This is a genomic window from Ruegeria sp. CL6 (assembly GCF_056536465.1).
On record NZ_JBQFPR010000007.1, the window covers coordinates 72879 to 99420 of the forward strand.

The 26542-nt window shown below is 53.9% G+C and carries 22 protein-coding genes, 1 tRNA gene and 1 pseudogene; 9 read left to right on the top strand and 15 right to left on the bottom strand.

What is annotated here, in order from left to right; all coding sequences use genetic code 11:
* Window positions 1-114 precede the first annotated feature (114 nt).
* Together ACR0LH_RS17550 and ACR0LH_RS17555 are read right to left on the bottom strand one after the other, a co-directional pair.
* A complete protein-coding gene (locus tag ACR0LH_RS17550) occupies window positions 115-1014 on the bottom strand; it encodes a hypothetical protein (RefSeq protein WP_480721898.1) in 900 nt (299 codons plus the stop codon).
* 138 nt (window positions 1015-1152) lie between these two features.
* A pseudogene (locus tag ACR0LH_RS17555) lies at window positions 1153-1473 on the bottom strand (glutathione peroxidase); the annotation flags it as partial.
* Between the two features lie 777 nt (window positions 1474-2250).
* Here ACR0LH_RS17555 and ACR0LH_RS17560 point away from each other — a divergent pair.
* Window positions 2251-2748, top strand: a complete 498-nt coding sequence (locus tag ACR0LH_RS17560; RefSeq protein WP_170383240.1) for a lactoylglutathione lyase family protein — start codon at window positions 2251-2253, stop codon at window positions 2746-2748.
* Window positions 2749-2961: 213 nt separating this feature from the next.
* Here the strand turns inward: ACR0LH_RS17560 and ACR0LH_RS17565 are convergent, their stop codons facing one another.
* Both ACR0LH_RS17565 and ACR0LH_RS17570 read right to left on the bottom strand, forming a co-directional pair.
* Window positions 2962-3804 carry a cytochrome c family protein gene (locus ACR0LH_RS17565; protein ID WP_170382254.1) on the bottom strand — a complete coding sequence of 281 codons (843 nt, stop codon included), beginning with the start codon at window positions 3802-3804 and terminating at the stop codon, window positions 2962-2964.
* Between the two features lie 1381 nt (window positions 3805-5185).
* The gene (locus ACR0LH_RS17570) at window positions 5186-5479 is read right to left on the bottom strand and encodes a hypothetical protein (protein WP_170385064.1); all 294 of its coding nucleotides are present in this window, start codon (window positions 5477-5479) and stop codon (window positions 5186-5188) included.
* Window positions 5480-5779: 300 nt separating this feature from the next.
* Between ACR0LH_RS17570 and ACR0LH_RS17575 the strand changes: the two genes are divergently transcribed.
* Window positions 5780-6037, top strand: a complete 258-nt coding sequence (locus ACR0LH_RS17575; RefSeq protein WP_170385067.1) for a hypothetical protein — start codon at window positions 5780-5782, stop codon at window positions 6035-6037.
* A gap of 676 nt (window positions 6038-6713) precedes the next feature.
* On the opposite strand, the gene ACR0LH_RS17580 is transcribed toward ACR0LH_RS17575, so the two are convergent.
* Window positions 6714-7049: a YegP family protein gene (locus tag ACR0LH_RS17580; RefSeq protein ID WP_170385070.1), complete on the bottom strand. Its 336-nt coding sequence runs from the start codon at window positions 7047-7049 to the stop codon at window positions 6714-6716.
* A 487-nt stretch (window positions 7050-7536) separates the two neighbouring features.
* Here ACR0LH_RS17580 and ACR0LH_RS17585 point away from each other — a divergent pair, with 487 nt between their 5' ends.
* Genes ACR0LH_RS17585 through ACR0LH_RS17595 form a run of 3 tightly spaced genes read left to right on the top strand, consistent with a single transcriptional unit; the run spans window position 7537 to window position 12757 of the window.
* Window positions 7537-11121, top strand: coding sequence for a PAS-domain containing protein (locus ACR0LH_RS17585; RefSeq protein ID WP_170385087.1), 3585 nt, complete (start codon window positions 7537-7539; stop codon window positions 11119-11121).
* Window positions 11122-11135: 14 nt separating this feature from the next.
* On the top strand, window positions 11136-11504 hold the full coding sequence (locus ACR0LH_RS17590) for a response regulator (protein WP_480721901.1): 369 nt from the start codon (window positions 11136-11138) through the stop codon (window positions 11502-11504).
* Window positions 11501-12757: a response regulator gene (locus ACR0LH_RS17595; protein WP_170559182.1), complete on the top strand. Its 1257-nt coding sequence runs from the start codon at window positions 11501-11503 to the stop codon at window positions 12755-12757. The genes ACR0LH_RS17590 and ACR0LH_RS17595 overlap by 4 nt, the downstream gene beginning before the upstream one ends.
* Before the next feature lie 530 nt (window positions 12758-13287).
* Here ACR0LH_RS17595 and ACR0LH_RS17600 read toward each other — a convergent pair.
* Window positions 13288-13815, bottom strand: a complete 528-nt coding sequence (locus ACR0LH_RS17600; RefSeq protein WP_170555646.1) for a hypothetical protein — start codon at window positions 13813-13815, stop codon at window positions 13288-13290.
* A gap of 1870 nt (window positions 13816-15685) precedes the next feature.
* On the opposite strand from ACR0LH_RS17600, the gene ACR0LH_RS17605 reads away from it, so the two are divergent.
* Complete coding sequence (locus ACR0LH_RS17605; RefSeq protein WP_170554788.1) at window positions 15686-16066, top strand: hypothetical protein; 381 nt, start codon at window positions 15686-15688, stop codon at window positions 16064-16066.
* 193 nt (window positions 16067-16259) lie between these two features.
* Here ACR0LH_RS17605 and ACR0LH_RS17610 read toward each other — a convergent pair whose 3' ends face one another.
* The 7 genes from ACR0LH_RS17610 to ACR0LH_RS17640 form a co-directional block, all read right to left on the bottom strand.
* Entirely contained in the window at window positions 16260-18902 is a 2643-nt protein-coding gene (locus ACR0LH_RS17610) for a phage/plasmid primase, P4 family (protein WP_170757117.1), read from the bottom strand.
* A gap of 44 nt (window positions 18903-18946) precedes the next feature.
* The gene (locus ACR0LH_RS17615) at window positions 18947-19216 is read right to left on the bottom strand and encodes a hypothetical protein (protein ID WP_170554784.1); all 270 of its coding nucleotides are present in this window, start codon (window positions 19214-19216) and stop codon (window positions 18947-18949) included.
* Entirely contained in the window at window positions 19213-19578 is a 366-nt protein-coding gene (locus ACR0LH_RS17620) for a hypothetical protein (protein WP_170486022.1), read from the bottom strand. The genes ACR0LH_RS17615 and ACR0LH_RS17620 overlap by 4 nt, the downstream gene beginning before the upstream one ends.
* Before the next feature lie 84 nt (window positions 19579-19662).
* Entirely contained in the window at window positions 19663-20178 is a 516-nt protein-coding gene (locus tag ACR0LH_RS17625; protein ID WP_170486021.1) for a hypothetical protein, read from the bottom strand.
* Window positions 20175-21392, bottom strand: coding sequence for an integrase arm-type DNA-binding domain-containing protein (locus ACR0LH_RS17630; protein WP_170554781.1), 1218 nt, complete (start codon window positions 21390-21392; stop codon window positions 20175-20177). Before ACR0LH_RS17630 ends, ACR0LH_RS17625 begins: the two co-directional genes overlap by 4 nt.
* A 152-nt stretch (window positions 21393-21544) precedes the next feature.
* A tRNA-Ala gene (locus ACR0LH_RS17635) sits at window positions 21545-21620 on the bottom strand.
* 143 nt (window positions 21621-21763) lie between these two features.
* The gene (locus ACR0LH_RS17640) at window positions 21764-22090 is read right to left on the bottom strand and encodes a TIGR02300 family protein (protein ID WP_170418257.1); all 327 of its coding nucleotides are present in this window, start codon (window positions 22088-22090) and stop codon (window positions 21764-21766) included.
* A gap of 100 nt (window positions 22091-22190) precedes the next feature.
* Here ACR0LH_RS17640 and ACR0LH_RS17645 point away from each other — a divergent pair, with 100 nt between their 5' ends.
* The 3 genes from ACR0LH_RS17645 (at window position 22191) to ACR0LH_RS17655 (ending at window position 24803) form a co-directional block, all read left to right on the top strand.
* Window positions 22191-22886 (top strand): M48 family metallopeptidase, encoded by a 696-nt coding sequence (locus ACR0LH_RS17645; RefSeq protein WP_480721902.1) that lies wholly within the window; start codon window positions 22191-22193, stop codon window positions 22884-22886.
* A 30-nt stretch (window positions 22887-22916) separates the two neighbouring features.
* Window positions 22917-23564, top strand: coding sequence for a GntR family transcriptional regulator (locus ACR0LH_RS17650; protein ID WP_480721903.1), 648 nt, complete (start codon window positions 22917-22919; stop codon window positions 23562-23564).
* A gap of 111 nt (window positions 23565-23675) precedes the next feature.
* Window positions 23676-24803 (top strand): lytic murein transglycosylase, encoded by a 1128-nt coding sequence (locus ACR0LH_RS17655; protein WP_480721905.1) that lies wholly within the window; start codon window positions 23676-23678, stop codon window positions 24801-24803.
* A 5-nt stretch (window positions 24804-24808) separates the two neighbouring features.
* On the opposite strand, the gene ACR0LH_RS17660 is transcribed toward ACR0LH_RS17655, so the two are convergent.
* Both ACR0LH_RS17660 and ACR0LH_RS17665 read right to left on the bottom strand, forming a co-directional pair.
* Entirely contained in the window at window positions 24809-25771 is a 963-nt protein-coding gene (locus ACR0LH_RS17660) for an acetyl-CoA carboxylase carboxyltransferase subunit alpha (protein WP_480721906.1), read from the bottom strand.
* A gap of 112 nt (window positions 25772-25883) precedes the next feature.
* Window positions 25884-26480, bottom strand: coding sequence for a LysE family translocator (locus ACR0LH_RS17665; protein ID WP_170418243.1), 597 nt, complete (start codon window positions 26478-26480; stop codon window positions 25884-25886).
* Window positions 26481-26542 lie beyond the last annotated feature (62 nt).

Sequence of the window (26542 nt, forward strand, 5' to 3'; positions counted from 1 at the left end):
GAGCAGCCATTCGCTATGTTCCGTCTAACTGACCTCTTTGCGGACAAAGCAGTGGTTCAACTCAGACGCGAGAAAACCTCCCCACACATATGGCAAACTGGCTCGATGCCGTGATCAGAACCTGACCCTAAACGCCAGCCCAACCAATGGTGCAGTGTCATACCTTTGCCGACTGATTTCTACTCCGTTCGCATCATCTAAAGTCAGGCGGCCATCAAATTCTGCGCCCGCAAACACGCTCATTGAAACCCCAGGATTCGGATTGTACCCAAGAGAAAGAACTACAGGGATACTCTTATCTTCACCCACCCCATCCGGGGCGAGGCCATCCCCATCTAACCTGAAACGAATTCTCTCTGAGCGTGCGGTCAACGAAAGGTCGATAACCTCATTTAGAGCGTAGCTCAGCGACAACCCGGGGCCTTGCGTTGCTCCGACACCAGAGCCAGTGTTCAAATTCCAGCGGTCATTTATGTCCCAGTCGATAAGCAGAGCCGGAAAAAAATCAGTACCGCTTTCGTCAAATTCAGAAAACGCGCCAAAGGCCGGACCTATCGTTAGGCGCTCGTTCAGTTGCCATGCAATACCTGCAAAAACACCGTAGGTTCTACCGTCAGATGAGGAGGCCCCGCTTTGGTAGTCCCACCTGATCTGTGGCGAAACAAAAACCGTTGTTGTATCCCCCACACGAAACCGGACAGGAACAGCTACGCGAAGGTCCTGGATGTTTTCCCAAGGCTGGTTGTTAGATTGGCTGAAATTATAATCCAGCTTGCCAAAGCTGGTGGAAAGCCCAACGCTGCTTCCGCCTTCTAGATTGTAAAGTGCGGTAGCACGTAGAAACGCTCGACTTGCAGAGAACTTCCCACCGCCACTCAAATCCGCATCCCCTTGAAACGCGGCAAGCCCATCAACCTGATACGCCCATCCTAACCGAGGCTGGGCAGCCGACGGAAACGCGGTGAACCCAAGAAAAACAAATCCAAAGCAGCACGTTAGAAGAAGATTTTTCATCTGACATTTTCCACGTGAGACTGGTTTCCTTTTGGGATGCCATTGCTGGACGAGCGGTTCAAGTCCTATACCCGCACAATCATCTGGGTGCTTGCGTATTGTGATGAATGGGTAGAGTGATCCGGCTGGAGCGGTTTTTCATGGCAGGAGTTCCTCGATCTTGTTCGTAATGGACGCCGAAAGCGGATCAACGGTCGACCTGTAGGTTTCTACGACTGTGCCATCGGGACCGATCAAGACCTTGTTGAAATTCCACCTTGGCACGAATCCTTCCTCCTCTTTCAAGGACCGGAAGAAAGGGTGAGCGTCAGGGCCGGTCACGTGTGTTATCACGCTCATCGGCAAATCTATTCCGTATTGCAGTTCGCAGAAATCGCGCACTTCGTCGTTGGTGGCCAGTTCTTGCTTGAAGTCATCCGAAGGGACCGCGACAACAACCAATCCGCGGTTGCGATACCGATCATAAAGGTCTTAACGCCCCCGGTATTGACGGGTGAACGCGCATTGGGATGCCGTATTGACAACTAGAACCGGTTGACCGTTCCAATCTGACAAAGACAAGGTTCCCCCGTCAATCGAGTCAAACTTCGCGTCAAGTTCAAGGGCGCGCACTTGTTCGCCTAGCAATAGCAAGCCGCAAAGCACAATTATCCGTAACATTCCACACCTCCATTTTCATAGTTGGATACGGAAGAACAATGCGGACGGATTTCATTTTGTGGACATAGCGCGCGGGCCGCGTGCAACTGCCGGCGGTCGCAACTCAGAGATAGAAAATTGGGGAAGTTCGAAAGCTCAATTCAGGCCCATTTTCAAAAATTATCTTGTTCCTCAGTGGCAACGTCAAAATGGCTTTACCCGAATATATTTGAAATCGATCGTCGCTGGGACGCAGAAAATCATACCAGAACTAGTAATGCACTCGGCACTTTGAGAAGCGCAATACTGTAATTTGAACCTCTGTACTTTGAACTTCCGCGCTACGACGGGCTTTAGACGCAATAAAGAAGAAGACGTTTTCTGCAGGCTAAACAACGCCTGCATTGCTGACGTGGTCGCTTTCAATACCGCGCAGATATCTACCCGTGGATCAACGCTGAAGGGTCAATCAATTTGCTGGCAGCAGCTGTGAATTCGGCAATCACAAGTTGACTTTTCCTTTGTTAGGCAGACTTCTACTTGCAGATCATTTTATTGAAACTGAACCTTGGTCCAAAACAGTTGAAAGGAACTACAATGTTGCACACACCTCGATCCTTTTCTCACATAGGGCTTTCTGTGCCAGACGTTGATGAAGCCGTAAAATTTTATTCTGAGGTATTTGGCTTCTACGTCATCATGCCGCCGACAGACGTTCTCGAGGATGATAGCGATATTGGTGTAATGTGCACGGATGTCTTTGGACCAGAATGGAAAAAACTGCGCATAGCTCACATGGCGACTGCGGATCGCGTTGGGATTGAGATTTTCGAGTTCGACGGGAATTATGCGCCTGAAAACAACATGGACTACCGGCGCAATGGGACATTTCACTTTTGCATCCAAGATCCCGACGTGGAAGGTCTGGTGGAAAAAATCGTAGCGGCAGGGGGAAAGCAGCGGATGCCCATTCGTTACTATTATCCGGGCGATAAACCTTACCGGATGGTCTATGTTGAAGATCCATTCGGTATTGTGTTCGAACTATACAGCCATTCCTATGAATTGACGTATTCGTCCGGTGCTTACAATTGAGAAACAATTCGATTTGAAGGCTGCTTTGGCTCCAAATAGCCGTTCTCTGCGTTGCAGCGCCTCTCAAGTTTTTGAGCGACTGCTTTGAGGTCTGAGCGATCGCTAGTTTCAATTCGCTTCAACGACCGCTTTGCGGATAAAGTTGACGTTTGGACTTGCATCTATGACATCGGTTTGCCTGAAAATTTTGACTTCGAATGGATGGCAAATGCGTTAAGTCGGATCCGGCAACGAGGGAAGTTGGCGCAAGTAATAAATTATTGCATCGACGTCCTCGGGCGTCATACGGCTGTAGTACCCGTAGCCCATGGGCGGCAGCATCGGGTTTCCGTTGGGTCGGACGCCAGTTGTGATCATTTGCTTCAGCTCCGCATCCGTCCACTCGGCAATTCCATCTTCTGCATGCGTTGTCAGGTTGGATGAAACTGAAACTCCCCATGGACCATGGAACTCAAAACCACCTGCACCAAGCTGATTGACCCAATCCGGCCCCATGGGGCCCATTGGACTGTGACACTCAATGCAGTGCGCCACCGGACCGGCAAGGTACTCTCCATACTCTACGGTCACACCTTCTTCTGGGTGCACGACGCTTGTGACGGGCGGTCCATATGCGGGAGGTAGCGGTATTTTGTAGACGCTCTCGCCGGGATCATTCTCGACCGCTGGCAAACTGCGCATGTACATCACAATCGACAGAACGTCGTCGTCCGACAGCCGACTGTAAAGTGCTATTGGCATTGGGGGCCCTATTACCCTCGACCCACCTGGGGTAATCCCCTCCCGAATTGCCCGAGCAAATTCCTCGTCTGTCCATTCTGCCACGCGTCCACCCGGGGTGATATTGGGCGCAATTGCCGTAAAGCCTGGATTTTTTTCCACCAGGCGACCGGCCTGGTTCAATTCGATCATTGGTCCTTCGGGTCCAAGTGGAGTATGACAGTTGCCGCAGGCGGCAGGTCCTTCAACAAGGTATTCGCCTCGCTCCAAAGATGGTTCGGCAAACGCCATTGCGCCGGAGACAATGACAATACCTGCCAATAAATTGGTTTTCATGTTTCCCCCTCGTTTCCCTAAGGATGGCATAGAAAGCGAAATTTCCAAAGGTTTTGGGCGGGAGCAGTACTCAGCGTTTCATCTAAAATGGCAGAATGCAGGTAGGAGAGCGACCCGCTGCATCGCGGCAAGTCCGCTCCGAGCCCATTCGCCGCAGCGCCGCGCGACGTGATCGCCTGAACGACCGCTGTGCGGACAAACTGGTCGTTCGCCGCTGCGCGGCAATGCACAAATTTGTAGCTCCAGACATGGATGGGCCATCTCCAAGAGTGAATAGACTGTCGTTAAACTGTCACAAAAGCGTGACGTTCTTAGACTAGGGAATGTGTTGGTAGGTTGAGCTCCTCTAACTACCGCCCCGCGTCCGTCTATTGTCTGTTTATCGTCCATCCCCGGGCGGCGCGGGGCTTAGTTTTGGTAGTGACAGTCCGCCGCACGTCTGTGCTGTCCGCTTTTACGTATTCCTATTACATCACTCGCGGAACGGCCCGTGCTGCCAATTTTGTCCCCTCTATCCAGCTGGTGGCACGGGTTTAAGGGTTTGCGCCGGAAAGCTGCCAACTGTCTGAAAAATTGGCATCAACTCGCACGCCGCTTGAACTCATCAGGCTTATATGACGGTCAAATATAGTGAGGGCACGGGTTATGCTTAGAATAATACCATTCGCGTTAGCGGCTGCACTTGCGATCCCAGCGAGCGCCAAGGCTTGGGTCGAGGAAGATATTTTTAGTCCCCACAATCTTGAGACGGTTGCGGTAAGTATCTTTAACGACGCCGACGATGGATGAACAGCACGCTCCCTTAATACGTTTCTCATCCACTAAAGACCTTAAGCCGTAATTGGTACGTCTGGTTCATTATCAACTGGACAATGCCCGTACTTTGGTTCGCAGCCCTGAACCGCAGTACGGGCAATCTGATCCGATCTCCTAAATAGGCCGTATACTTTAAGATTCCGAGGTCCAATCCGGAATCATGATTCCGCAGCCCCATCCGGAATCGTCTCGTGAGTGACTGCACCTCGCCTCAGTGCGGGGTGCAGTTTCTTTTCGTAATCCAGCTTTAGACATGACGCGTATCGATAATGGGTTCAGCTGCCCACTGAAACCCTACGTGGACTGGTTAGCACCACCTCATTGCGGGGTACTTTTTTGCCAGAAATCCATAGAACGCTGGTTGGAGTGGCAATAAAACGAAAGCCGGTAAACACGGGGCGTTTTCCGACATTCGTAGTCTTCAACGGTGACCGACCGGACCTGAGATGTCAGGTTCCATTGTCAAAGAACGTTTAGTGGGGGTTTGGAGTCGACACAGCACCGTGTCTCGGGCGAAATCGCCAAGGCTGCGCCGCTATTACCAGCAGCGCAACACATTATCAATTTATCGATCGTTCTTTCTCTTACCCGATTTGGATACTTGTCCGCCGGACGTAAATCCTTCGCCGACAAGACCCGCCCCAGTAGCAAAGCTGCCGGCGTTGCCCCAACCGGTGTTTCCCGGAAGCTGCTCAAAGTCTGTACCACTTCCGGGGCGCAGTGCCGCAGCAGTGTTTCCGTTGAACGTCTTGATGTTTTCGGTCATTGCTTTTGCATTGGCGCTATTGCCACCAGCAAACGCGGCTGTACCCGACATTGCAACCACTACAGCTACTGCAGCGTAAACTACCTTCGTCATGTTGAATTCTCCTCCCAGTGACGTGTGTAGAAGATACGCCGCTAATCACTGAGTGGATCAATGAGCCGTCATTTGAGAACAAACTTAAAGAACTTGAAAAACCATTCGCGATGAATCCAAAATTGTAATTCTTGCTTCTAAAAAAAGTCGCACACCACATTCGGGATGTTTTCGGGATTTACTCCATCCCGCCTCCATGCGGTGTTTTTTCATTTGAGCACTCCGACGCAAACGTCCGGGAAGTTGTTTTTGGTCCGGTGGGCATTTCGACCCGTACCCCTTAAAGAAGGGAGATAAGTCATGACCAAAAGTTTCGACGTAATATCATCCTGGGCTTCGGTGATGGATGAAACCAAAAACCCGTTGAAAAAGTATTCTTTGCCAACTGCCCACATGCTGATGCAACTGCTGGCATGGATGTGGAGCGCAATCTTCTCACTGATGGTCGGCAGCTATTTTGTATTTGGTGTTTCTGCAGTCGGTCACATGCTGTTGATCGGAGGACTGTTTGTAACGCTTTTGGTTTTTCACAAAGCTGAAGAAACCGGGACCAACTGATCTAAAGGTGTCCGACCGGTCCGCGTAGTTCCGTTCCGGTCGGCAACACATTATCAGGTGGTTCGACGCCGTGCTCGTTCGGCCACTCGAAGATTGCCCCCAATCATCCTGAAAACTCAGTGCGCTGCGGTATTCGCGCAGGCGTTCCAGTATGTACCGTAAATCGAAAGGTATTGTGCGGGGCCATCTGCTCATACATTTGTTCCACTTTTGCTCCACATCGGGGCAACAATTGGCTGGATGTAAATGGCGTTGACGAATGTAGACTTTGGTATGAAATCAAAAGATGCTGCGGCGATTAACATATTTCTAGTAATGTTTTATGAAGTTGGTTAATGTTGGGTTAATCCTGACCCCCTCTATTCTTATTACACTGGCGGCTTTTGAGCCGCCTTTAATTGTTTTTGTTGTCCACTTACCTTGCCTCAAACGGGGCATAGTGACGGCAATTGAAAAGATGTAGGGTGGCCTCTCAAGATTTTCATGCCGGCAAGTCTATCAATCTGGAATGCCTCTGGATCGCCCTGCAAACATGCCTTTGTTTCATGGTAGCTTGAGGTCGTACGTACTCTATGCGGACAAATCAGCCTCTGGCGTTGGTATAGTACAAGCCTTCTTTTCGCCTCAAGACAAGTTCTCCCAGCAATACAGATGCAATTCTTTTGGGCCTCGCTTATCAGATTGTTAGGTCGTCGACCTTTGCCTGAGGCGCGTTCTTTTTGACAGACTCAATACCTTTGTCCCTAGCTGAAGCGCTGCTGTATTGCTCGCTTGTTCCGATTACCTGACCGTTCGAAGCTTTAAGGTTGAACATAGGTTTTCCGGCAGAAGTGTCTTTGCGCTCGTAGCGGCTATCGTCGTTGGCGTTTTTCTTGACAGAGTTGATACCATTTTCTGCGCTGGCTTTTTGTTTATAACCTTCGCTGGCAAGAATGATTTCGCCGTTCCCTGCTTTCAGTCGAAAACGATACTCTCCTGCCTTGTCAGTGAATAGTTCAAATTTCCCAGCCATCACAGCTTTCTCCCTAAACCTTTTAGAAGGTCAATTTCGGAAACGGCCGTTCACATGGCAAGAAAAATCTTATTCCAACCGGTCTGGGTAAGGAGAAAACGAACGTGAGGTTTCGGGCAAAAATTGTTCTTGTGTACTATTGAACTTGCTCGCTCCGGGTTTTGGTCTGCCATTCACTACTGGGAGAGAAACGAGACCGATCGAACGTCTCTTTTGGGCTCGGTGCAGACGTTCGCCGAATTTTCACGAACGACCACTATGCGGACCAAGCGGACCTTACGGGGAAGCCGTAACTAACGCACGTGACCTAAAGGCTGGTGGAACGGGTTGGTCGGCTTGGTAAGCTCTGGAGCGGCAAGCTACGTCACCCTTTGAATTGCAAGAACTTTCTACAATAGCTCGTGTTCTCTAAAACCAAGCTTCTACGGTTGATTTTTTGACTCAACTCCTTGACTCAGTCATTCTTCTCCAGGGGGGGGAACGCGATATGAATGGCGCTGACCAGAAAAGCCAAGCAGACAGGTACGAAGAAGGTATAGCGCTTCTGGATGTTGGTGTCGGCATATTCGATGACGCACTCCGACTGGTTTACTGCAACCCCGCATTTCGCGAGATGCGACGCTACCCACAAGAGCTCTGCCGCCGTGGTGTTAGTCTAGAAGATTTGCTGCATTTCAACGCCGAACGCGGAGATTTTGGCGCGGGCAAAACTGATCGGCTAGTGGCCGATCGAATGAATGAGATTGGTGCCTCTGGTGAGCGCGCGCTCGAGCATGAGATGGCGGACGGGCAGATTCTAGCGATCAGCTATCGCAGAACGGCCTCTGGAGGAACGATGGTCACCTATCAGGACCGCACCGCCGAACGAAAAGCAGAAAGAGCGTTGCGAGAAAGTGAGGAGCGCTACGCGCTTGTTTCAGACGCTGCGGAAGAGGCAATCTACGATTGGCACATTACCGACGACCAGTTTTATGCGTCCCCACGACTTGAGACTTTCCTAGGGCTTGAGACCGGTCCTAAGGGAGAGAGAACGTGGGTATGGCAAGACATTATTCATCCCGACGATTTGCCCTCTTACTTGTCAGCGTTGGAGGCGCATATATCCGGCAAGAAGAAACGATGGGAATGTGAGTACCGACTCAAAGTAGCCAGCGGAAAGTGGCGCTGGGTATCGGATCACGGCACCTCGATTCGCGATACTAACGGCTGCGCGACGCGTATGGTGGCCGCAATTCGGGACATTACACCCAAGATTGAACGGGATGCAGCCCTTGCCGCAAGTGAGGAAAGATACCAGTTGGTCACTCAAGCTACCAGCGATGGAATTTATGATTGGGACGTGACCAATGATGTTCTGTTTGTCTCTGCTGACCTGAACGATCTACTCAGTTTGGACGAGGCCAATTCGTCTTCGACACGATGGGCCGAGCAGATCCATCCGGATGATTACGACGCTTATGTCAAGGCAATCGTTAACCATTTCAAGGGCGGAACTGATGCCGTTGAATGTGACTACCGGCAGAGGGCGCGTGATGGCGGTTACCGTTGGGTTCACGACCGAGGCGTTGGTGTGCGAAACGCCGAAGGCCGGGTCGTTCGGCTTGTCGGTGCCGTGCGCGACATAACTGAAATCCGGGATGCACGGGAACGAATTGCCCGAATTGAAGGCCGGCTACTCGGAGCAATTGAAACGATCGCCGATGGTTTGCTTTTGGTGGGACCTGAAAATCGCGTCGAGTTATTCAACGACCGCTACGTCCAGATCTTCAGCGACGCCGCTGGCGGCGCCGATTTGAGCAACCTAATTTATGAGGGCCGCGAATTCTTCGACATGATCCGCAACGGCTATGAGCTTGGGATGTTTACCGAACATCCAGACGGCGTTGACGGTTGGATCGCTGCCCGCCGCGTCGCTTGGGAGAAGCCAAAGGCGAACTGGGAACTAGAGTTGGGCAACGGTGTGTGGATCATGCTCAACGAACGTCGCCTGCCTGATGGTGGCCGCATCATGGTTTACAACGACATAACCGAATTCAAACGCAGGGAGGCAGATGCGCAGGCCGCACGGCAGCGGTTTGAAGACGCAATTGAAGCGATTTCGTCTGGTTTTGCATTGTGGGATGCCGAGGATCGGCTGGTTGTATGTAATGAGCGCTACCGCACCTACATGAGCGAACTCGCCGACAAGGTCGTACCCGGCGTGAAATTCGAAGAGATCATCGGTGCCGGCATCAAGCGCGGCCTATTTCCACTTTCCGAAGGAGAAGTAGAAGGGTATCTTGAGAGAATTGCCGAAAAACGCAAGAAAGCCTCGGGCGAACCACGCGAACAGCTAGTCGCCGGGTACTGGCTGCAGATTACGGATCACCGCACTTCGGATGGTGGCATCGTCTCGATCTATACCGACATTACCGAACTGAAGACCAAACAGCTGGAGATCGAACAACAATCAGCGATCCTCGAGTTAACAATGGAGAACATGGGCCAGGGGATTACGCTGGTGGATAAAGAGCTGCGCACAATTGCGTTGAATTCGAAATTCCTCGACCTCATGGAGTTTCCTCGCGAACGCTTTCGCCCCGGATTCACAATGGAAGAGGCATTTCGGTTCAATGCTGAACGAGGGGAATATGGGCCGGGCGACATTGATACCCAAGTGCGCGAGCGGGTGGAACTGGCCGCAAAATTCTTACCGCACAAATTTGAGCGTATTCGTCCTGATGGTACGGTGATTGAGATTATCGGCAACCCTATCCAAGGTGGCGGCCTAGTTGCAACTTACACTGACATTACGGACCGCAAACTCGCTGACGAAGCACTGAAAGCGGCACTGGCAGAATTTAACGCGGTCATCGATCACGTCGACTATGGAATTCTGTTCATGGGACCTGATTTACGTGCGCGTATAATAAATCGGGCATTTGCGCGAATTTGGAACATCGATCAGAAATTCATCGACCAGCGCCCAACAATGCAGGAACTGATAGAGTACAACAAGGGCACAGGAGTCTATGATGTTGCGCCGAAGGACTGGGATGACTGGCTGTCCATGCGGGTCGAGGCAATACGGGCAGGAAACATGCCACCGGGCGAGTTGTGTCGGGCTGATGGCATGACGTTGAGTTTCCAATGTGTGGACCTGCCGGATGGCGGTCGCATGCTGACCTATTTCGATATCACCGAACTAAAACGGCGTGAAGCAGAGATTTCCAACGCGCGTGATGCGGCTGAACAAGCCCTCAACGATCTGAGGCAAGCCCAAGAACGGCTCATCCAGTCCGAGAAGATGGCCAGCCTAGGCCAACTTACTGCCGGCATTGCCCACGAGATCAAGAACCCGCTGAATTTCGTCAACAACTTTGCCAAATTGTCTGGCGAGTTGTTGGAAGAGTTGCACGAGATATTAGAAGACCCGATCGCGGCTCTGGAGGAAGAGGATCGCGAGGAAGCTAAGGACCTATGGCAGACAGTACGCGGCAACTTAGGCAAGATAAACCAACACGGTCAACGTGCTGACAGCATCGTTAAAAACATGCTTCTGCATTCCCGTGAGGGGCCAAGCGAGTTGCAACGTGTTGCACTAAACCCAATCGCAGAAGAAGCGCTGAACCTTGCCTATCACGGTGCTCGGGCGGAGGATTCCAGTTTCAATGTCGAAATACGAGCCGACATTGATCCCGACGTTGGCCAAATCGATTGCTATCCGCAGGATTTGATGCGTGTTTTTCTTAACCTCATCAGCAACGGCATGTATGCGGCCAACAAACGTAAAGACGCGGAAGAAAGTGACTTTTCACCGACGATCTGGCTATCGACGCGAGCCAATGGTGACCGCGTCAACGTCACTATTCGCGATAATGGTACGGGCATTCCAGAAGAAATGAGGGAGAAAATTTTTCTACCATTTTACACCACAAAACCCGCGGGTGAAGGCACAGGGCTCGGCCTTTCGTTGAGCTATGATACCATCGTCAAGCAGCATGGTGGAACTTTGACTGTGGACAGTAAGCCAGGGGATCACACAATTTTTGTCGTTTCGGTCCCGGTCCATTCTCAGGGGGACCTAGCATGACAGGACAAATTCTGATGGTAGATGACGAACCCGACGCACAGGACCTGATTCGACAAAATTTTCGGCGGGAGATACGAAAAGGAGTCTACAGTTTTGGGTTTGCCGGGTCTGGCGAGTCCGCCTTGGACGCAATAAGTCATTCGAAAGAAGAAGTAATGTTGGTGCTTTCGGACATCAACATGCCCGGCATGTCAGGAATCGAGCTGTTGCAGGAACTGCGCGCTCGCTGGCCTGAATTACCGGTTATGATGATCACCGCCTATGGTGATGCAGCGACCGAGGCGAAAGTCCGGGAACTGGGAGCGGAACAGTTCCTGACCAAGCCCGTCGATTTTGTTGAACTGAAAGAGCGGCTCTCACGATTTGTCGGAGATGCAACGTGACGCCAACACGCATTCTTGTTGTCGATGACGAGCCCGACCTTGAAGCGTTGATTTCGCAAAAGTTTCGGCGTCGCGTACGCGAAGGGGAACTCGATCTGTTGTTTGCTCATGACGGCAAACACGCCCTCGAAGTTCTCGAAGAGAACCCTAAAATAGATATCGTCCTTTCGGACATAAACATGCCCAGGATGGATGGTCTCACTTTGCTTGAGCGGTTGAGCGAGATGGAAACTGATCTGCAAACTGTTATGGTTTCGGCCTACGGCGACATGAACAATATTCGCGCGGCTATGAACCGCGGGGCTTTCGATTTCGTGACCAAACCGATCGAGTTCGAAGATCTCGACCGGACCATTGCCAAGACGCTGGAACACCTTGAGTTGCTCCGCCAATTGCGCACGGCCCGTGATAAAGCCGAGCAAGCGAGATTGACGCTGTCACGGTATTTCTCTCCTACGGTGGTTGAGACGTTGTCGCGTGATCCAGAGGCAATAGAGGCCAAGGGCGAGCGCCGCGTAGCAACCTTTTTATTTACTGATCTGGCCGATTTCACTCAGCTGGTAGAAAGCTCGGATTCCGACCTGATCGTCGAAATTCTCAACGAATACCTAGATGGCATGACCCGAACAATCTTTTCGCATGGCGGAACAGTCATGAAGATCATAGGCGACGCCATCCAAGTGATATTCGGTGCGCCAGTTGACGACCCGGAACATGCCGCGCACGCGGTGGCCTGCGCCTTGGCGCTCGACGAATTTGCGCAAGGTTTTCAGAAGAAACTACTGGATCGCGGCATCGCGTTGGGAGACACGCGCATAGGTGTGAACAGCGGCGGTGCGATCATTGGCAATTTCGGCGGCAAGAGCTATTTCGACTATACAGCGTATGGCGATGCTGTGAACACTGCGGCAAGGCTGGAACAGGCCAACAAGACGATAGGGACGCGCATCTGCACTTCGGAAAGTGTTGCCAAGGGCATCGACAACTTCTCTGGCCGCCCAATTGGAAGACTCTTGCTGAAAGGCAAAGCGCAAGCGGTGACCTGCTATGAACCCTTGTCTGAGGCGCTTGTCGACAGCGATCAAGTGAGAGGTTACAAGGCGGCGTATGAGCTGCTAGAGGCGAGGGACCCCAAAGCGCGCCAATCCTTTGCGGCGCTTTTGGCCGAGTGCGAAGACGACCCCTTGATCTTGTTTCACCTTGGTCGATTGCTGGCCGGCGAAACTGGCGCAGAAATTGAAGCAGTGGGTTGATCGCCAGACCTGTCCCAACGTCATTGCCGCTAAACAACCATGATAAGGCTGCCCAACACTCGCCGCAAGCCGGTCGACCCCGACCCAACAATAACAAAAGGGTTGCCTATATCGGCGTCAAGAACTGCGATTATGCGACGTTTCATAGACGAGCAATACCACACAGCTTACTAAACAGCGCATGTCCACTTCGCGCTCTTAACAGTCTTTCGCTGCGGAGCTTCACGCACAATTCTAATTAACGACCACTTTGGGCTCAAGGCAGTCATCTGAGAGTTTTTGTCAGATGACGGCTTAAAAACGGATAGCGGTCATTGTTGGCGGCCATTCCGAGAAATTTCGCCTGAAGGTCTGCATTCAACGGCAGCGGACATTCGCTGAAATCTTCTGAACGGCAGAGTTGCGGGACAAAGCAGACATAGGCTCAGCGGTTTTTTGTCCTTTGGTGCGAAACACGGCACTGTTTCTCTTTCGACCCATTAAAGAAGGCCCCCCGCAAAGCGAGGGGCCTTAACCAAGGTTACAATCGATTAGCCGGCGACGGCAGCGTTGCATTCACGGGCTTTGTCGATAGCTTTTAGAGTTCCATCAAGGCTTACGTCGAATGTGTTGGCATCCTCAGGCATCACTGTCATAACGTAACGCTTCTGAATATCTTCAACAAAGTCGGGGTTGTTAGCCAGCAAATAGCCACCCTTGTAGTCGCGCGCGAGGTTCGAAGGTGCTGCAGTGGCGTCGCCAACATAAGCTTTGTCATCTAGACGCAGATGTACTTTGTTGTCCTTGAACTCTAAGTCGGCCTTAGTGAAAACACCGACATAGCCGAACTCTTTATCCGCGGTCAGGCCCATCTGCACCACGTTTTCATTCTCGTCAACGCGCTCGATCAGACAGGCATTTCGGCTCTTGTCTACATAAATTGTCCAGCCGGACTCTTCGCCCCATTTTTCAAATTCCGCGTTGTCCTTCGGCAAAACCCCATCATCGGCAAGAGCCACGCATGCGGTACCGAGAAAAATTGCAGTGCTTGTCATCAGAGTTTTTATGATATTCGTCATGGTTGATCCTCCCAAAAAATTGAATGTGATTTGCAATAACGCCTTAGGAAAATAACCGGGGCCAACTTTTGCGACAACAGTTTTCCGCTGCCATCATTAAGCGAGTATCGGAAGAGCAATTGCTATGGACTCAAATCGCTCATTTGCCGAAATATCGCCAGTGACCACCTTACGGACTTTGCAGCCATCCGCATTTTTGCTTCAGAGGAACGCATTCTGCCCAAACCAGTCAAATCGGGCCAACCATGCCCATGTTTGATCACCCTGGTGGACCCAACTTGTTTTTCTACACAGACAATACCAAAGAGTCGCCATTCGTTTTTTCTCCCAAGCTCCCGAAGCATAAGAATCTGGTATTTTTTTTAGATGTATACTTTTGGACGTTTCGTCAGCAGAAAACGTCGGAACTCAAAGTCAATTCGGGCTCGAAACAGATGTCCGACAGCATTGGTTGGATAGCTGGTGCTATGTTCCATCGAGAACCCTTCAAGCGGTGTCTGAAACCTCGCGAGGCCGATTGACGCCTCTGAATACACGGTCTGCGTCTTTCAGAATATGTCCGGCAATGCACGAATTTGTAGCTCCAGACACGGATGGGCCAGCTCCAAGAGTGAATAGAATGTCGTTAAACTGTCATAAAAGCGTGACGTTCCTAGACTAGGGAATGTTTTGGTAGGTTGAGCTCCTCTGACTACCGCCCCGCGTCCGTCTATTGTCTGTTTATCGTCCATCCCCGGGCGGCACGGGGCTTAGTTTTGGTAGTGACAGTCCGCCGCACGTCTGTGCTGTCCGCTTTTACGTATTTCTATTACATCACTTGCGGAACGGCCCGTGCTGCCAATTTTGTCCCCTCTATCCAGCTGGTGGCACGGGTTTAAGGATTTGCGCCGTAAAGCTGCCAATTGTCTGAAAAATTGGCATCAACTCGCACGCCGCTTGAACTCATCAGGCTTATATGACGGTCAAGTATAGTGAGGGCACGGGTTATGCTTAGAATAATACCATTCGCGTTAGCGGCTGCACTTGCGATCCCAGCGAGCGCCAAGGCTTGGGTCGAGGAAGATATTTTTAGTCCCCACAATCTTGAGACGGTTGCGGTAGGTATCTTTAACGACGCCGACGATGGATGAACAGCACGCTCCCTTAATACGTTTCTCATCCACTAAAGACCTTAAGCCGTAATTGGTACGTCTGGTTAATTATCAACCGGACAATGCCCGTACTTTGGTTCGCAGCCCTGAACCGCAGTACGGGCAATCTGATCCGATCTCCTAAATCGGCCGTATACCTTAAGATTCCGAGGTCCAATCCGGGATCATGATTCCGCAGTCCCATCCGGAATCGTCTCGTGAGTGGCTGCACCTCGCCTCAGTGCGGGGTGCAGTTTCTTTTCGTAATCCAGCTTTAGACATGACGCGTAAGACAGTATTGGGCTCAGAACAGTCATTCGCTGTACTTGGCATGAGCGGCTGATTTTGAGCGCGAAGCAGACGTTGTTCTTTCTAAAAGACGTAGCCGCTTTTTGTTTTGTCCGCGCTACGCCGCCCGCTCCTTGAAGCTGACAGACTTAGCGATTACATACCAATCGTGGGCGGACAGCCCGCAATTCCCCCAAACATGATGACGCTCGTCTACCGAGCTTTGCCCGTAAGTCGCGGAAGACCGCCGGGGTATGGACCGCCCGAGACATGCTTGCGACCGGTGCGAATGGTCTGGGTCTAGCGCCGATCCACTGATGAGCCTAAGGCAGGGCGAAACCAACAGCATCCAGAGCGTCACGAAAATCGTGATCACCAACCCCGCCCTGGGGTGGTCGCCGGTGGCAACAGCCAACGGGATGCGCATCAAAATGATGAATAGGAGAAATCACATGGAGCAAGATATCCAACTTGAAGCTGCCGCAGCAAGGCACATCGTCCTGATCGCTATGGCCTACTGTGAAGCCCAAACAGCAACGAGCGGCGAGGAACTCCCGATTGTGCATGACCGGCAGTGGCAGGCCTGCTGTGGTGTCGCTGCGCGCTTCCTGAGCGATCCTGAAGCTATGACACCGCAACTCTGCCACCATGAATGGCGGCTCAGCCAAATGCGGCACAGTCATCCGCAGTTCTGGCCTGCTGCCGCATCTCGCACTTGGGATGAACTCGACCCGATGGACCAGTATGTCGAGCGGGCTGGTTTGGCGGCAATGCGTCAGGCGCTGGACGAAACACGGAGGTCCTCGCGGGGTCGCACCGCGGCGCTGCAATGAACGTCGGGCGTTAAAAAGCAGCATTATGCTTGATGTGAACAACAGAAAATATACAGACGGACGAGACACAAAACATCCCAACCTCCCAACCAAACGCCCGACAGGGAAGTTGGGAGGTTTTATTGCATGTCCACCCACAACGATATGGCCGGCCTAGTTCGTTTGGCCTCGTTACAAGCTGTCCCACTTTAAATCAGGCCGTCTTGAGGATAGCATTTTCGAACCGAGCGCCTTTGCTATTGGGTCCTGGAACGAGACGGGGCTCTACATGACGCAAGCGTCGAGCGAAGCTGTTGCGCGCAGGAATTCGGCTGTCCGATACACCTTCTTCGGCACACCACAGACGGAAATTCGAATACAGATCAGCAACAGTGACGACGTTGTTTGCCTTGATGGATAGTCTCTCTGCCGCCCACGCACGAACCCGGTCCGCATCCCTCATCCACGCCTCCTTGGCTATGCGTGATGTCATGGGATCCGCCATGCGCCGCGTGGTCAAAAGTTCCCCAGCCGCAACCACGACAAGATGTAGTAGAAGATCCGCCTCGTGTTCGATTATGCGATCTGCCAATCCCTCGTCGGCCTGCTCTTCAGAATACGCTTTGTCGAAGACCAGAACCTTGAAGCGGCGCTCAACGCCGCTGTCGATCCCCCCGCTAAATGCGGGCAGCTCATTGCAGATGAACACATGCTGCGCCGTGGGAGTGAAATAGAACGGTATGCCGTATGGCAGCCGGGCATGACAGATGTCCCCGGTGATGACCTTTTTTAGCGCGTCGCCTGAAAGATCACGATCCGACGTCTCCTCCGCAACGTTCAGCGCACACCCGCGCAAAACTGAGACGAAGTAGTCTTGTCCCATCTTGGCTGGCGGCACCGACTGAAGCGCATCCGCTGAGATCAATGATGAGATGACCTTGCGCGTGGTACTTTTTCCTGCGCCGCCCGGCCCAATCCAAATAAGGGCCTGCGGGTGTTTCATTTGCGTGCCGATACCAAGTGCCGCTGCGGCGGCTGTCTGCAGGATCAGCTCAATCCGCGCGCTTTTGTCTTGTTCAGCCATGTCCAAGTCGAACTCAAGGTTTGGAGCCTCGTGCTGCAGCCGCCTCAAAGTCGTTTTAGCTGAGAACAAACCCGTGAGCAGCTTCATCACGTCGCTTCCCAAAAGCCGCTTCTCAGCATCCTGCACTGGCCATACACCACGTACGGCATGCCGGGCCCGGTGTTTGCGGGCATGTGGTTCGAGCCGTGGGACATATTCACCTGTTGCAACGTCTTGTTCGAACAAAACGAACCCGCTTTCACAGGTGATCCCAACAGGCGCACCTTCAAAAAACCCATCGTCATCGCGTTTGGACATGAGAAGCGACTTGACACTCTGCGCCTTACTTGACGTGATCTTGACCTCGCCAATGCCGTTGGACGGCGTAGGGTAAGTGGCACCGTCAAAGCGCGCGATGGCACGCGTAAGCCGATTGTCGTTGAGAGCAGTCCAAAGCTTGCCATCGTAAATCCAAACTGTGCCCTCAGTGATGACAATGCGACCAAAGAGATCTTCTAGGTTTTCCAGCACACGATCGGCAATCTCTTCGTCGCTACCGCGGACCAGCTGCTCAACGTTGGACCTGCGCTGCCGCGCGTGGATGCGGTCGGCATCATCCACGGCGGCGGCAACAGCCCGACGTCCCATATCCTGGAGCAGATCGTTCAAATCGGCCTTTTCACCAAGGTTTGACGGTACCGTGACGACATGGACCCGTGCATCTGGGTTTTCTGCCGCCAATTCACGCGCGATCTGGCGGCAGTCCTGCGCTTTGTCGCTGTCGGCAATGATCTCAATCCGACCGGCGTTTGCTCCTATCGTTTCGGGGCGGATAGACCCGAGGCACACCCTGATCTCTGCTGGCCCAGCAAACAATCGGGTCAATCCGGTTTCGATACCTTCGGCGATCGCAATTGTGCCTGTACCCAGTTTGTTTTTGATCCGAACTGAACCATCCCCGATGTAGCCTGCGCTCAGTTTGGTCTTCTTGCCGTTCTCGTCGCGTATCGGTTGCCCATTGGGGTTCAGGATTGTGCCCTGCATGCCAACAATATTTCCATCGTTGTCCGTAACCACCGCAACTAGAGCCGGGCTTTTCTTACCACCCGGTTTGCATTGGAAATCTGGAGCATATCGCAAAGCGTCGTGTTCAAGATCGATCCCAACCAATCCACGGATGTTGCGCAAGTATTCTTCGCCGGGTGAGCCGGCTAAAGGACGTGTCTTCGCAACCTGCTTCTGCACCCATGCGATCTTAGCAGCCTTTTCATCAGATGCCGCGTCGGAGCGTGCTCTTTCCTCCGCTTCTCGCTGCTCGGCTTGTTCATCAGTTTCTTCACGGTTCTCCGAGGCCGCCTGTTCTCCCGGTTCCGATTGCTTCTGCTTCCGCCGTCCTTCAAGAACCCTTTCGCCAGTTATGGCTTCAATCTCGCGTACAGCAGCGTTGAAGTCGGCAAGGCCTCGTACCTTCATTAGCGCATCGGTCAGCGAAACCCCTGTTTCGGGCAGGCACGTGCAAAAAATACGATTAGCGTCTGCATCGTAGCGAAATGAAGGGTTCTTATCTTCATGGTCAGGAAACGGGCAGCGCTGATGCTTTTTTCCAGTTTGTGGTTTGGCACCAATGGCGGCGAGAATTTTGTCCGCGTGTGATTCCTCGACGATGCGGAGACGCTCGGTCAAATTTTTCATTGGTCCCCTCATGCCCGCCACCGCTGTGTTTCGGTCCGGTATGCTGCAGATTTTGCCTGCATGCTTTGTTCCTTTCTTTGGTCTTGGGAGAGCAACAATCATCACTGGCCCCGTTGCGCTCTCCGTGCGGCGGGGTTTCTCTATTCCTATTCCGCTGCCAGATCGGGCGTGTCGATCTTCACAAGCCGCCAGTCGATACCCGCCGCAATTGCGCGGACATGTTCAGCGCGCCAAAAATGCTGGCGACCAATCTGGATGGGTTCCGGCGCATCGCCGCTGTCCACCATACGCAACCACTTGCTTGGCGATCCGGGGAACATGCCCAACGCACCGCTGTGGGTGGAAAGCTGTTTCAGTGTGACGTTCCCTGTTTTCGGGAAGCTGTCGGGGTGGATAGGCATACGGGCGACACTCATGCATACGCCTCCGTCTGAGGTTCTTCGCCATTGGCTTTTTCAATCGCAGCCCGTGACCGCTTGAAAAAACCTTTCTCCATCATTTCCTGGCCCAGCTTCTCTGCCTTCTTGGCTTCAAGGCCTTCGTAGCTACGAATGATGTCACGGGGATCGTGATCGCCACCAGCTTCTATCCAATTGGTGATGTCGCTGCCGAGATACCGGATTTGTCCCGTGGGAAGGTTCATGAATTTCGGGCCGAGATGGTACTCGCGCCAGTGGTCCAACAGATAGAACTCGTCCTCGCTGAGACCGAACAGCGCCGCCAGATACCGCTCATCATAGAGACGGTGTGGAACGGGGACTTCGATGTGATCTGACATTGCCAGCCTCCTACAAAAAGATACTGGCAATTCAGATAATGAAAGCAGGGGGGTAAAAACAAACGTTCTAATTTACCCCCCTGATCAGGTGGGTGAGAACACCTCAAGAATGACCTCTTCAACCGTCATTTGGTTGTGCATTCGAGACACTCTTTCAGTGAGTTTCCGGATCATTTCCTGCGCGGCAAAGTTCAGATTGAGGCGGTAGTTCTGATCACTGATATCTGGAGCTTTCAGCGTGGCTTTATGCCACTTGACTACATCGTCACGACCAATCTGCATTACATTTGCAATCAGAGTTCGCGCGTTTTCCACGTTATAGCCTTGCTGATTGATCAGGTACATGACGCCACCCGCAGCGCCGCCTTGAAAAAGGATTTCCCTCGGGTCTTTCGCGGCATTGCCAGCATTCGCTTTGTGCATTGCAGTTGTGAGATCTGTCAGGTGCTTGTCCAGCGCTGATGACACTATTCCTTCCTGCTCGCGCAAAACATCCAGAATGTCATGCAAGTCAAGAACGTGGGACCATTCGCCAGATTTCACGCGCTCGTTTAAACGTCCACGCAACCAGTCGAAATCTTTTGTTACCGTGTCACTCACACCTTTGCCCCCGCAATCAACGGCACCACGATAGCACCGCCCTCCTGAAGCTGAACCAGAAACTGCGAATAAGCTTCCATCATAACGCGGCGCTGGGCGAGAAACGATGTGCGGTCATATGCGCGGCCATGCTGTTCCTTCGATGCGTGGGATAACTGTGCCTCTGCCAGTTTCTCGTCGAACCCGAGATGCTCGGTCACCAATGTGCGCAGCGTAGCCCGCAGGCCATGTGCGTCGGTCTCTCCATCAAACCCGATCCTGCGGATCATGTTCATTGTGGCCGGTTCAGAAACAGGTCCGTTCTCGCTGGCGAATACATACTCGCGGTGGCCATTGAGCTTGTACATCTCGTTGAGGATTTTGATCACCGGATCCGTCAGGGGTATGGCAAGCGTGATACCTGTCTTGGTGATAGGGTTGTTCCAGACCCGCTCGCCCATGTTGATGTCCGCCCATCGCATTTTGCGCACCTCACCGGCCCTCTGACCTGTATGTGCGATAATCTGCACCAGAGGTTTACCCAAAGTTTGATGCGGCCAAGCGTCCAGCGCCTGCAGAAACAGCGCCAGACGTTCTGGCTCAACGATGGCTGGGTGGTGCTTCTTCGGCTGGGGCTTGAACCTGTCGATCACGTTTGCTCCCGGCACGACAGAGATCAAGCCTTCGGCCTCAGCATAGCCTAGAACCTGCCGCAGGATGCGAATGACCCGGCGTGCAGTCTCATGCGATCCACGATCCGCGATCTTGAGCGCAACGGCCTTGATATCGACTGCCGTGATATCCGCGACCACTACAGTCCCCAACAGAGGGATGGCATCCTTTTCGATCCGGTTGCGGGCGCGGACATAAGTCTTCTCTGCCCAGTGTGGACGCTCCTCTGCCAGCCATGCGCGTGCGACACCGGCGAATGTGGTGTCCGTCAGACCTGACCGAGCCTGTACCCCTGCGCGCATCTCCGCCACGTCGGGGGTGATATTGGTGTCTAGCAGGTTTCTCTGCACCTCGACGCGCTGTCGCGCGTCCTTGAGGCCGACAGAGGGATAGGAGCCCAAGGTCATCTCACGCTGCTTGCCATCGACCCTGTAACGCCAGACCCACGTCTTGCTGCCTTTCGGGTGAACGATTAGAGCGAGGCCACCGCCATCTGCCAGCTTGATCTTCTTATCGCCCGGCTTCGCAGCTTTGATTTGTCTGTCCGTTAGTTTGGTCATCATGCATACGTTCTCACTGGCGAACCCCACACAGACCCCCACAATGGGACTTCTGGCAGAGCCCAAGTTTCCTTGGGGGTGAGAAAGACTGGCACGTCAAAGGCCTTACTTTCAAAGCCGTATGACTGCGAGTGAATTCGAAGTGAGGATAAAGATGGTGGAGCCTAGGGGAGTCGAACCCCTGACCTCTTGCATGCCATGCAAGCGCTCTCCCAACTGAGCTAAGGCCCCATGCAGGTACTGCCGAAGCAGTGGACGGACGTTTATGAGACAGCGGCGGTTAGCGCAAGTCCAAAAACAGGCAAATCCGTCAAAAACTTTCCGGCCAAAGACCGGGGTGGTTCGAGGCGGCGCGGGGCCGCCTCTGACCAATATTAGTTTTCGTCCTCGGACGACATGTCAGTGATGTCGTCCAAAGAGACGTTATCATTGCCGTCATCGTCATCGTCCAGCAGGTCGTCATCCAGTTCGACGTCGACATTGTCGTCATCATCCAGAACCAGATCTTCACTTGACGCGTTCTCACGCGCTTTGGCCGATGCTGCATCTTCTGCATCCGCGGCGATCATCCGGCTTTTGCCGGTTTCAAGCTCCACGATCTCGCCGGTGTAGGGGCTAACGATCGGGTCCTTGTTCAGGTCATAAAACCGCTTGCCGGTTGTCGGGCAAACGCGCTTTACGCCCCATTCTTCCTTGGGCATGTCAAATCCCCTTGATATCAGGTGAGTCGTATCAACGATTCAGGTCACGTGCCACATGCAGCTGGCACTGTCAAAGCCTTTGAGCAGGAGAAACAGGCATATGGGAGATCACGCACTGCCCGGGACGCCTCCGGTGCCGCTGACGTTGCGCAAATCAGCGCGGGCGCGACGGATCAGCCTGCGAATTTCCCAGTTGGATGGGCGCGTTACACTGACATACCCGCAAGGCGTGCCAGAGGCCGAGGCGCTGAACTTTGCGCGTATGAAAGAAGACTGGATTCGTCAGCACCTAGAAGACAGGCCCGACCCGGCGGTTGTTCAGTTCGGCCAGAGCATCCCGGTTGAGGGCGTCGCTCGGCGAATCGTTCCTGCCAGTGGGCGTCGTGTGCAGTTGGGCAACGATGAGATCGCTGTCCCCAAGGGCGCTGAGGCACGACGGCTGGCCAGATTTCTCAAGGAACTGGCGCGGGATCGCCTTACCGGGGCGTGCGATGACTACGCGGCCATTCTGGGGCGTCCGTATTCCAGCCTGACGATCCGGGATACGCGGTCTCGCTGGGGGTCGTGCAGTTCGACCGGTGGCTTGATGTTTTCATGGCGGCTGATTCTGGCCCCGTCCGACATCCTGCATTACGTGGCTGCGCATGAGGTGGCGCATCTGGCGGAAATGAACCACTCAGCCGCGTTCTGGGCGCAGGTCGAACGCATTTTCGGAGATTACAAGGACCAAAGGCGGTGGCTGCGCGACAACGGGGCACAGCTTCATCAGTACAGATTCGACGCCGCCATGAGTTGACCACAGGTCATTTTGTGATCACATGGGGGCATGTTAAACGCTCGTCCTTCTGAATCACAAACGGCCACGCATGACCGGGTCTACCGGGCTTTGCGGGCTCGTATCATGCATGGCGAAATTTCCCCGGGGCAGGCACTGACCCTGCGCGGTATCGGCAAGGAATTTGGTGTTTCGATGACTCCGGCGCGCGAGGCTGTGCGACGTCTGGCGGCTGAAGGGGCATTGTTCTTATCCACGTCCGGCCGCGTCTCGACGCCCGAGCTGACAAACGACCGGATCGAGGAGCTGGCGGCCCTGCGCGCCTTGCTTGAGGTTGAGCTGGCAAGCCGTGCTTTGCCCCGGGCACATATGGCTTTGATCGACCGGCTTCAAAGCATCAACATGAACGTGGCTGAAATGGTCACCAAGCGCGACGCCGTCGGCTATATTCGGACCAATCTTGAGTTTCACCGAACCCTTTACCTGAGGGCGCAGGCACCTGCGATGCTGGCCATTGCCGAAACCGTTTGGCTGCAATTGGGGCCGACCATGCGTGCGTTGTATGGCCGTCTGCGCCGGACCGAGCCGCCGCATTATCACAAGCTGATCATTGCTGCACTCAAGGCCGGGGACGAACCCGGTTTGCGTTTGGCTGTGCGCTCGGATGTAACGCAGGGTCTGAGGATGCTGGTCAGCTAGGCGACTTGTTGCCGAACGTCTTGAGTCTGCTCGGACTGGATTCGTCGTTCTGGTTTGGGGCGACGCTCTGTTGTACTCTGGACCAAATCACAACAAGAGCAGATTTCAGCCATGATCAATCGTCGAGTATTTTCTGTCGGCCTCGGGTCCGCCCTTCTGACTGCGTGTTCCGCCGGGACGCGGACCACCGCGCCTGCGTCGCGTATGCGCGCCGTTCCAAACTCGGGTTGGGATGCCTGGGTTGCCGGTTTCAAAGGTCGCGCTGCCGCGCAGGGTATTTCGCAGTCAACGATCAATCGTGCCTTTCAGGGTGCCGGGTATTTGCCGGACGTGATCGAGCGTGATCGCAATCAGGTTGAATTCAAACGTTCGCTTGAAGACTATTTGGCCATCGCTGCCTCGGACGAGCGGATCGAGACGGGCCAGCAGATGATGGTGCGCCATGCCGGCACCTTGTCCAAGATCGAGGCGCAATACGGTGTCGACAAAGAGGTCATCGTTGCGGTCTGGGGGCTTGAAAGCCGCTATGGTGCCCGCCGAGGTGATGTGCCCGTGGTTTCGGCGGTCTCGACGCTGGCTTATGACGGGCGGCGGGGGGCATTTTTTGAAAAGCAACTGATCGCGGCCCTGAAGATCATTCAGGAGGGCGACACGACCCCCGACAAGATGACCGGAAGTTGGGCGGGGGCAATGGGCCACACGCAGTTCATTCCGACGTCGTACCTTGCCTATGCGGTGGACTTCACCGGCGATGGTCGCCGCGATATCTGGTCCGACGATCCGACGGATTCGCTGGCTTCAACCGCGGCATATCTGGCCCGCGCAGGTTGGGTGCGCGGACAGCCTTGGGGTGGTGAGGTCGGAACGGTCTCGGGCACGCCGGTCGCGGTTCTGCAGCCGCAAACGCCGGGGCCGCGTATTGCCGTGTTCCGAAATTTTCAGGTGATCAAGCGGTACAACAACTCGGACAGCTATGCGATTGGCGTCGGACATTTGTCCGACCGGATCGCGGGTGGCGCACCGTTCCAGGCCTCATTCGGACCGGATGCCACCGGCCTGACGCTGGAGGATCGCAAGGAACTGCAACGCCGACTGACTGCGGCCGGGTATGATACGCAGGGCGCAGACGGTGTGATCGGCAACAACACGAAATCCGCCATCAGCGCCTATCAAAGCGCCAAGGGTCTGCCGGTGACGGGCGAGCCTTCGGTGGCGCTATTGCGGCAGTTGGGGGGCTAGGCGCGTTACGCGGCCAGCCCTTTTGAACCGATATCCAGGAATTTCTGACGGCGGTCGCGGATCAGGGCCGCCGCGTCTTTGCCTTCAAGCTCGTTCAGCATAGCGGCAATCGCGGCGCGAACCGAGTCAACCGCAGCCGCGCGATCGCGATGTGCGCCGCCTTTGGGTTCAGTAATGATACTGTCGCAGACGCCCAGTTTGTAGAGGTCTTGCGCGGTTAGACGCAGAGCCTCAGCCGCTTCGCGCATCTTTTCCGAGTCTTTCCACAGAATCGACGCGCAGCCCTCGGGCGAGATGACCGAGTACACAGAATGCTCCAGCATCGCCACGCGGTTTGCCGTGGCAAATGCCACCGCGCCGCCCGAGCCGCCTTCGCCAATGATGACCGAAACCAAGGGCACGCCGATTTTCAGGCACATCTCGGTTGAGCGGGCGATCGCCTCGGACTGGCCGCGTTCTTCAGCCCCCTTGCCGGGATAAGCACCAGCGGTGTCGATGAGCGTGATGACCGGCAGCCCAAACCGCCCCGCCATTTCCATCAGGCGGACGGCTTTGCGGTATCCTTCGGGCCGGGCCATGCCGAAGTTCCGTTCGATCCGCGACTTGGTGTCCGAGCCTTTTTCGTGCCCGATCACCATGACGGGCTGGTCATTGAAACGTGCAAGCCCACCGATCACGGCCAGGTCGTCGGCAAAGTTTCTGTCCCCCGCCAGCGGCGTGAATTCGGTGAACAGTTCCTTGACATAGTCCTGACAATGCGGGCGTTCAGGGTGCCGGGCCACTTGACATTTGCGCCACGGGGTCAGGTCCGCGTAAAGCTCGTCCAGCAGCTTGGCGGCCTTGGCGTCAAGTGCGGCGGCTTCTTCGGCCACGTCCATTTCTTCGTTGGCGCGGGCCAAAGCACGCAGTTCCTCGGCCTTGCCTTCAATCTCGGCCAGGGGTTTTTCAAAATCCAGATACTGGGTCATGACGCCTCTCAACGCAGAATTTCCCTGCTATATGACCTGACGTCGCGCCGGATGCAACTCGGGCAATGCGATCGGCGTTTGGTGCAGTCAGATTTCTTCGCCAAGAAGCCGGTTATGCTGGCCAGAGAACGGGGTACAGCGAGGCCACCAGCAATATCGCCATAGACCAGTTGAACGCGGACAAGCGTTTGGGATTGGTCAACACGCGCGCCATCTGTTGCCCCAGAACCGTCCACGTACTGACCGAGGGCAGGTTCACGGCACCAAACACAAGCGCAACGATGACGATGGCGTTCAGAGTCTGCTCGGGCGTGTAGGCGGTTGTGGCTGTCAAGGCCATGACCCATGCTTTGGGGTTGACCCATTGAAACGCTGCCGCCTGAAGAAAGGTCATTGGCGTGCCCGAGGTCGCTCCTGCCTTTGCCGGCGCTGCATGTGCGATTTTCCAGGCGAGAAACAGCAGATAAAGGACCGAGGCCGTTTTCAGGATCGTATAGCTGATAGGAAACCGATCAAAGACCTGCACCAAACCAGCCCCGACCAACAGAACCATCACCGTAAAGCCCAGTCCGATCCCCAACATGTGCGGGACCGTCCGGCGAAAGCCAAAATTCGCGCCGGACGCCATCAGCATCAGGTTGTTTGGTCCGGGTGTAATGGACGAAACAAAGGCAAATGTGATCAGGGCTAGAAGAATCTCGTATGTCATGAACGGCATAATTGCTGTGCACAGGACAAATGAAATTGCGTTTTTGTGCGTGGCTGTCATAC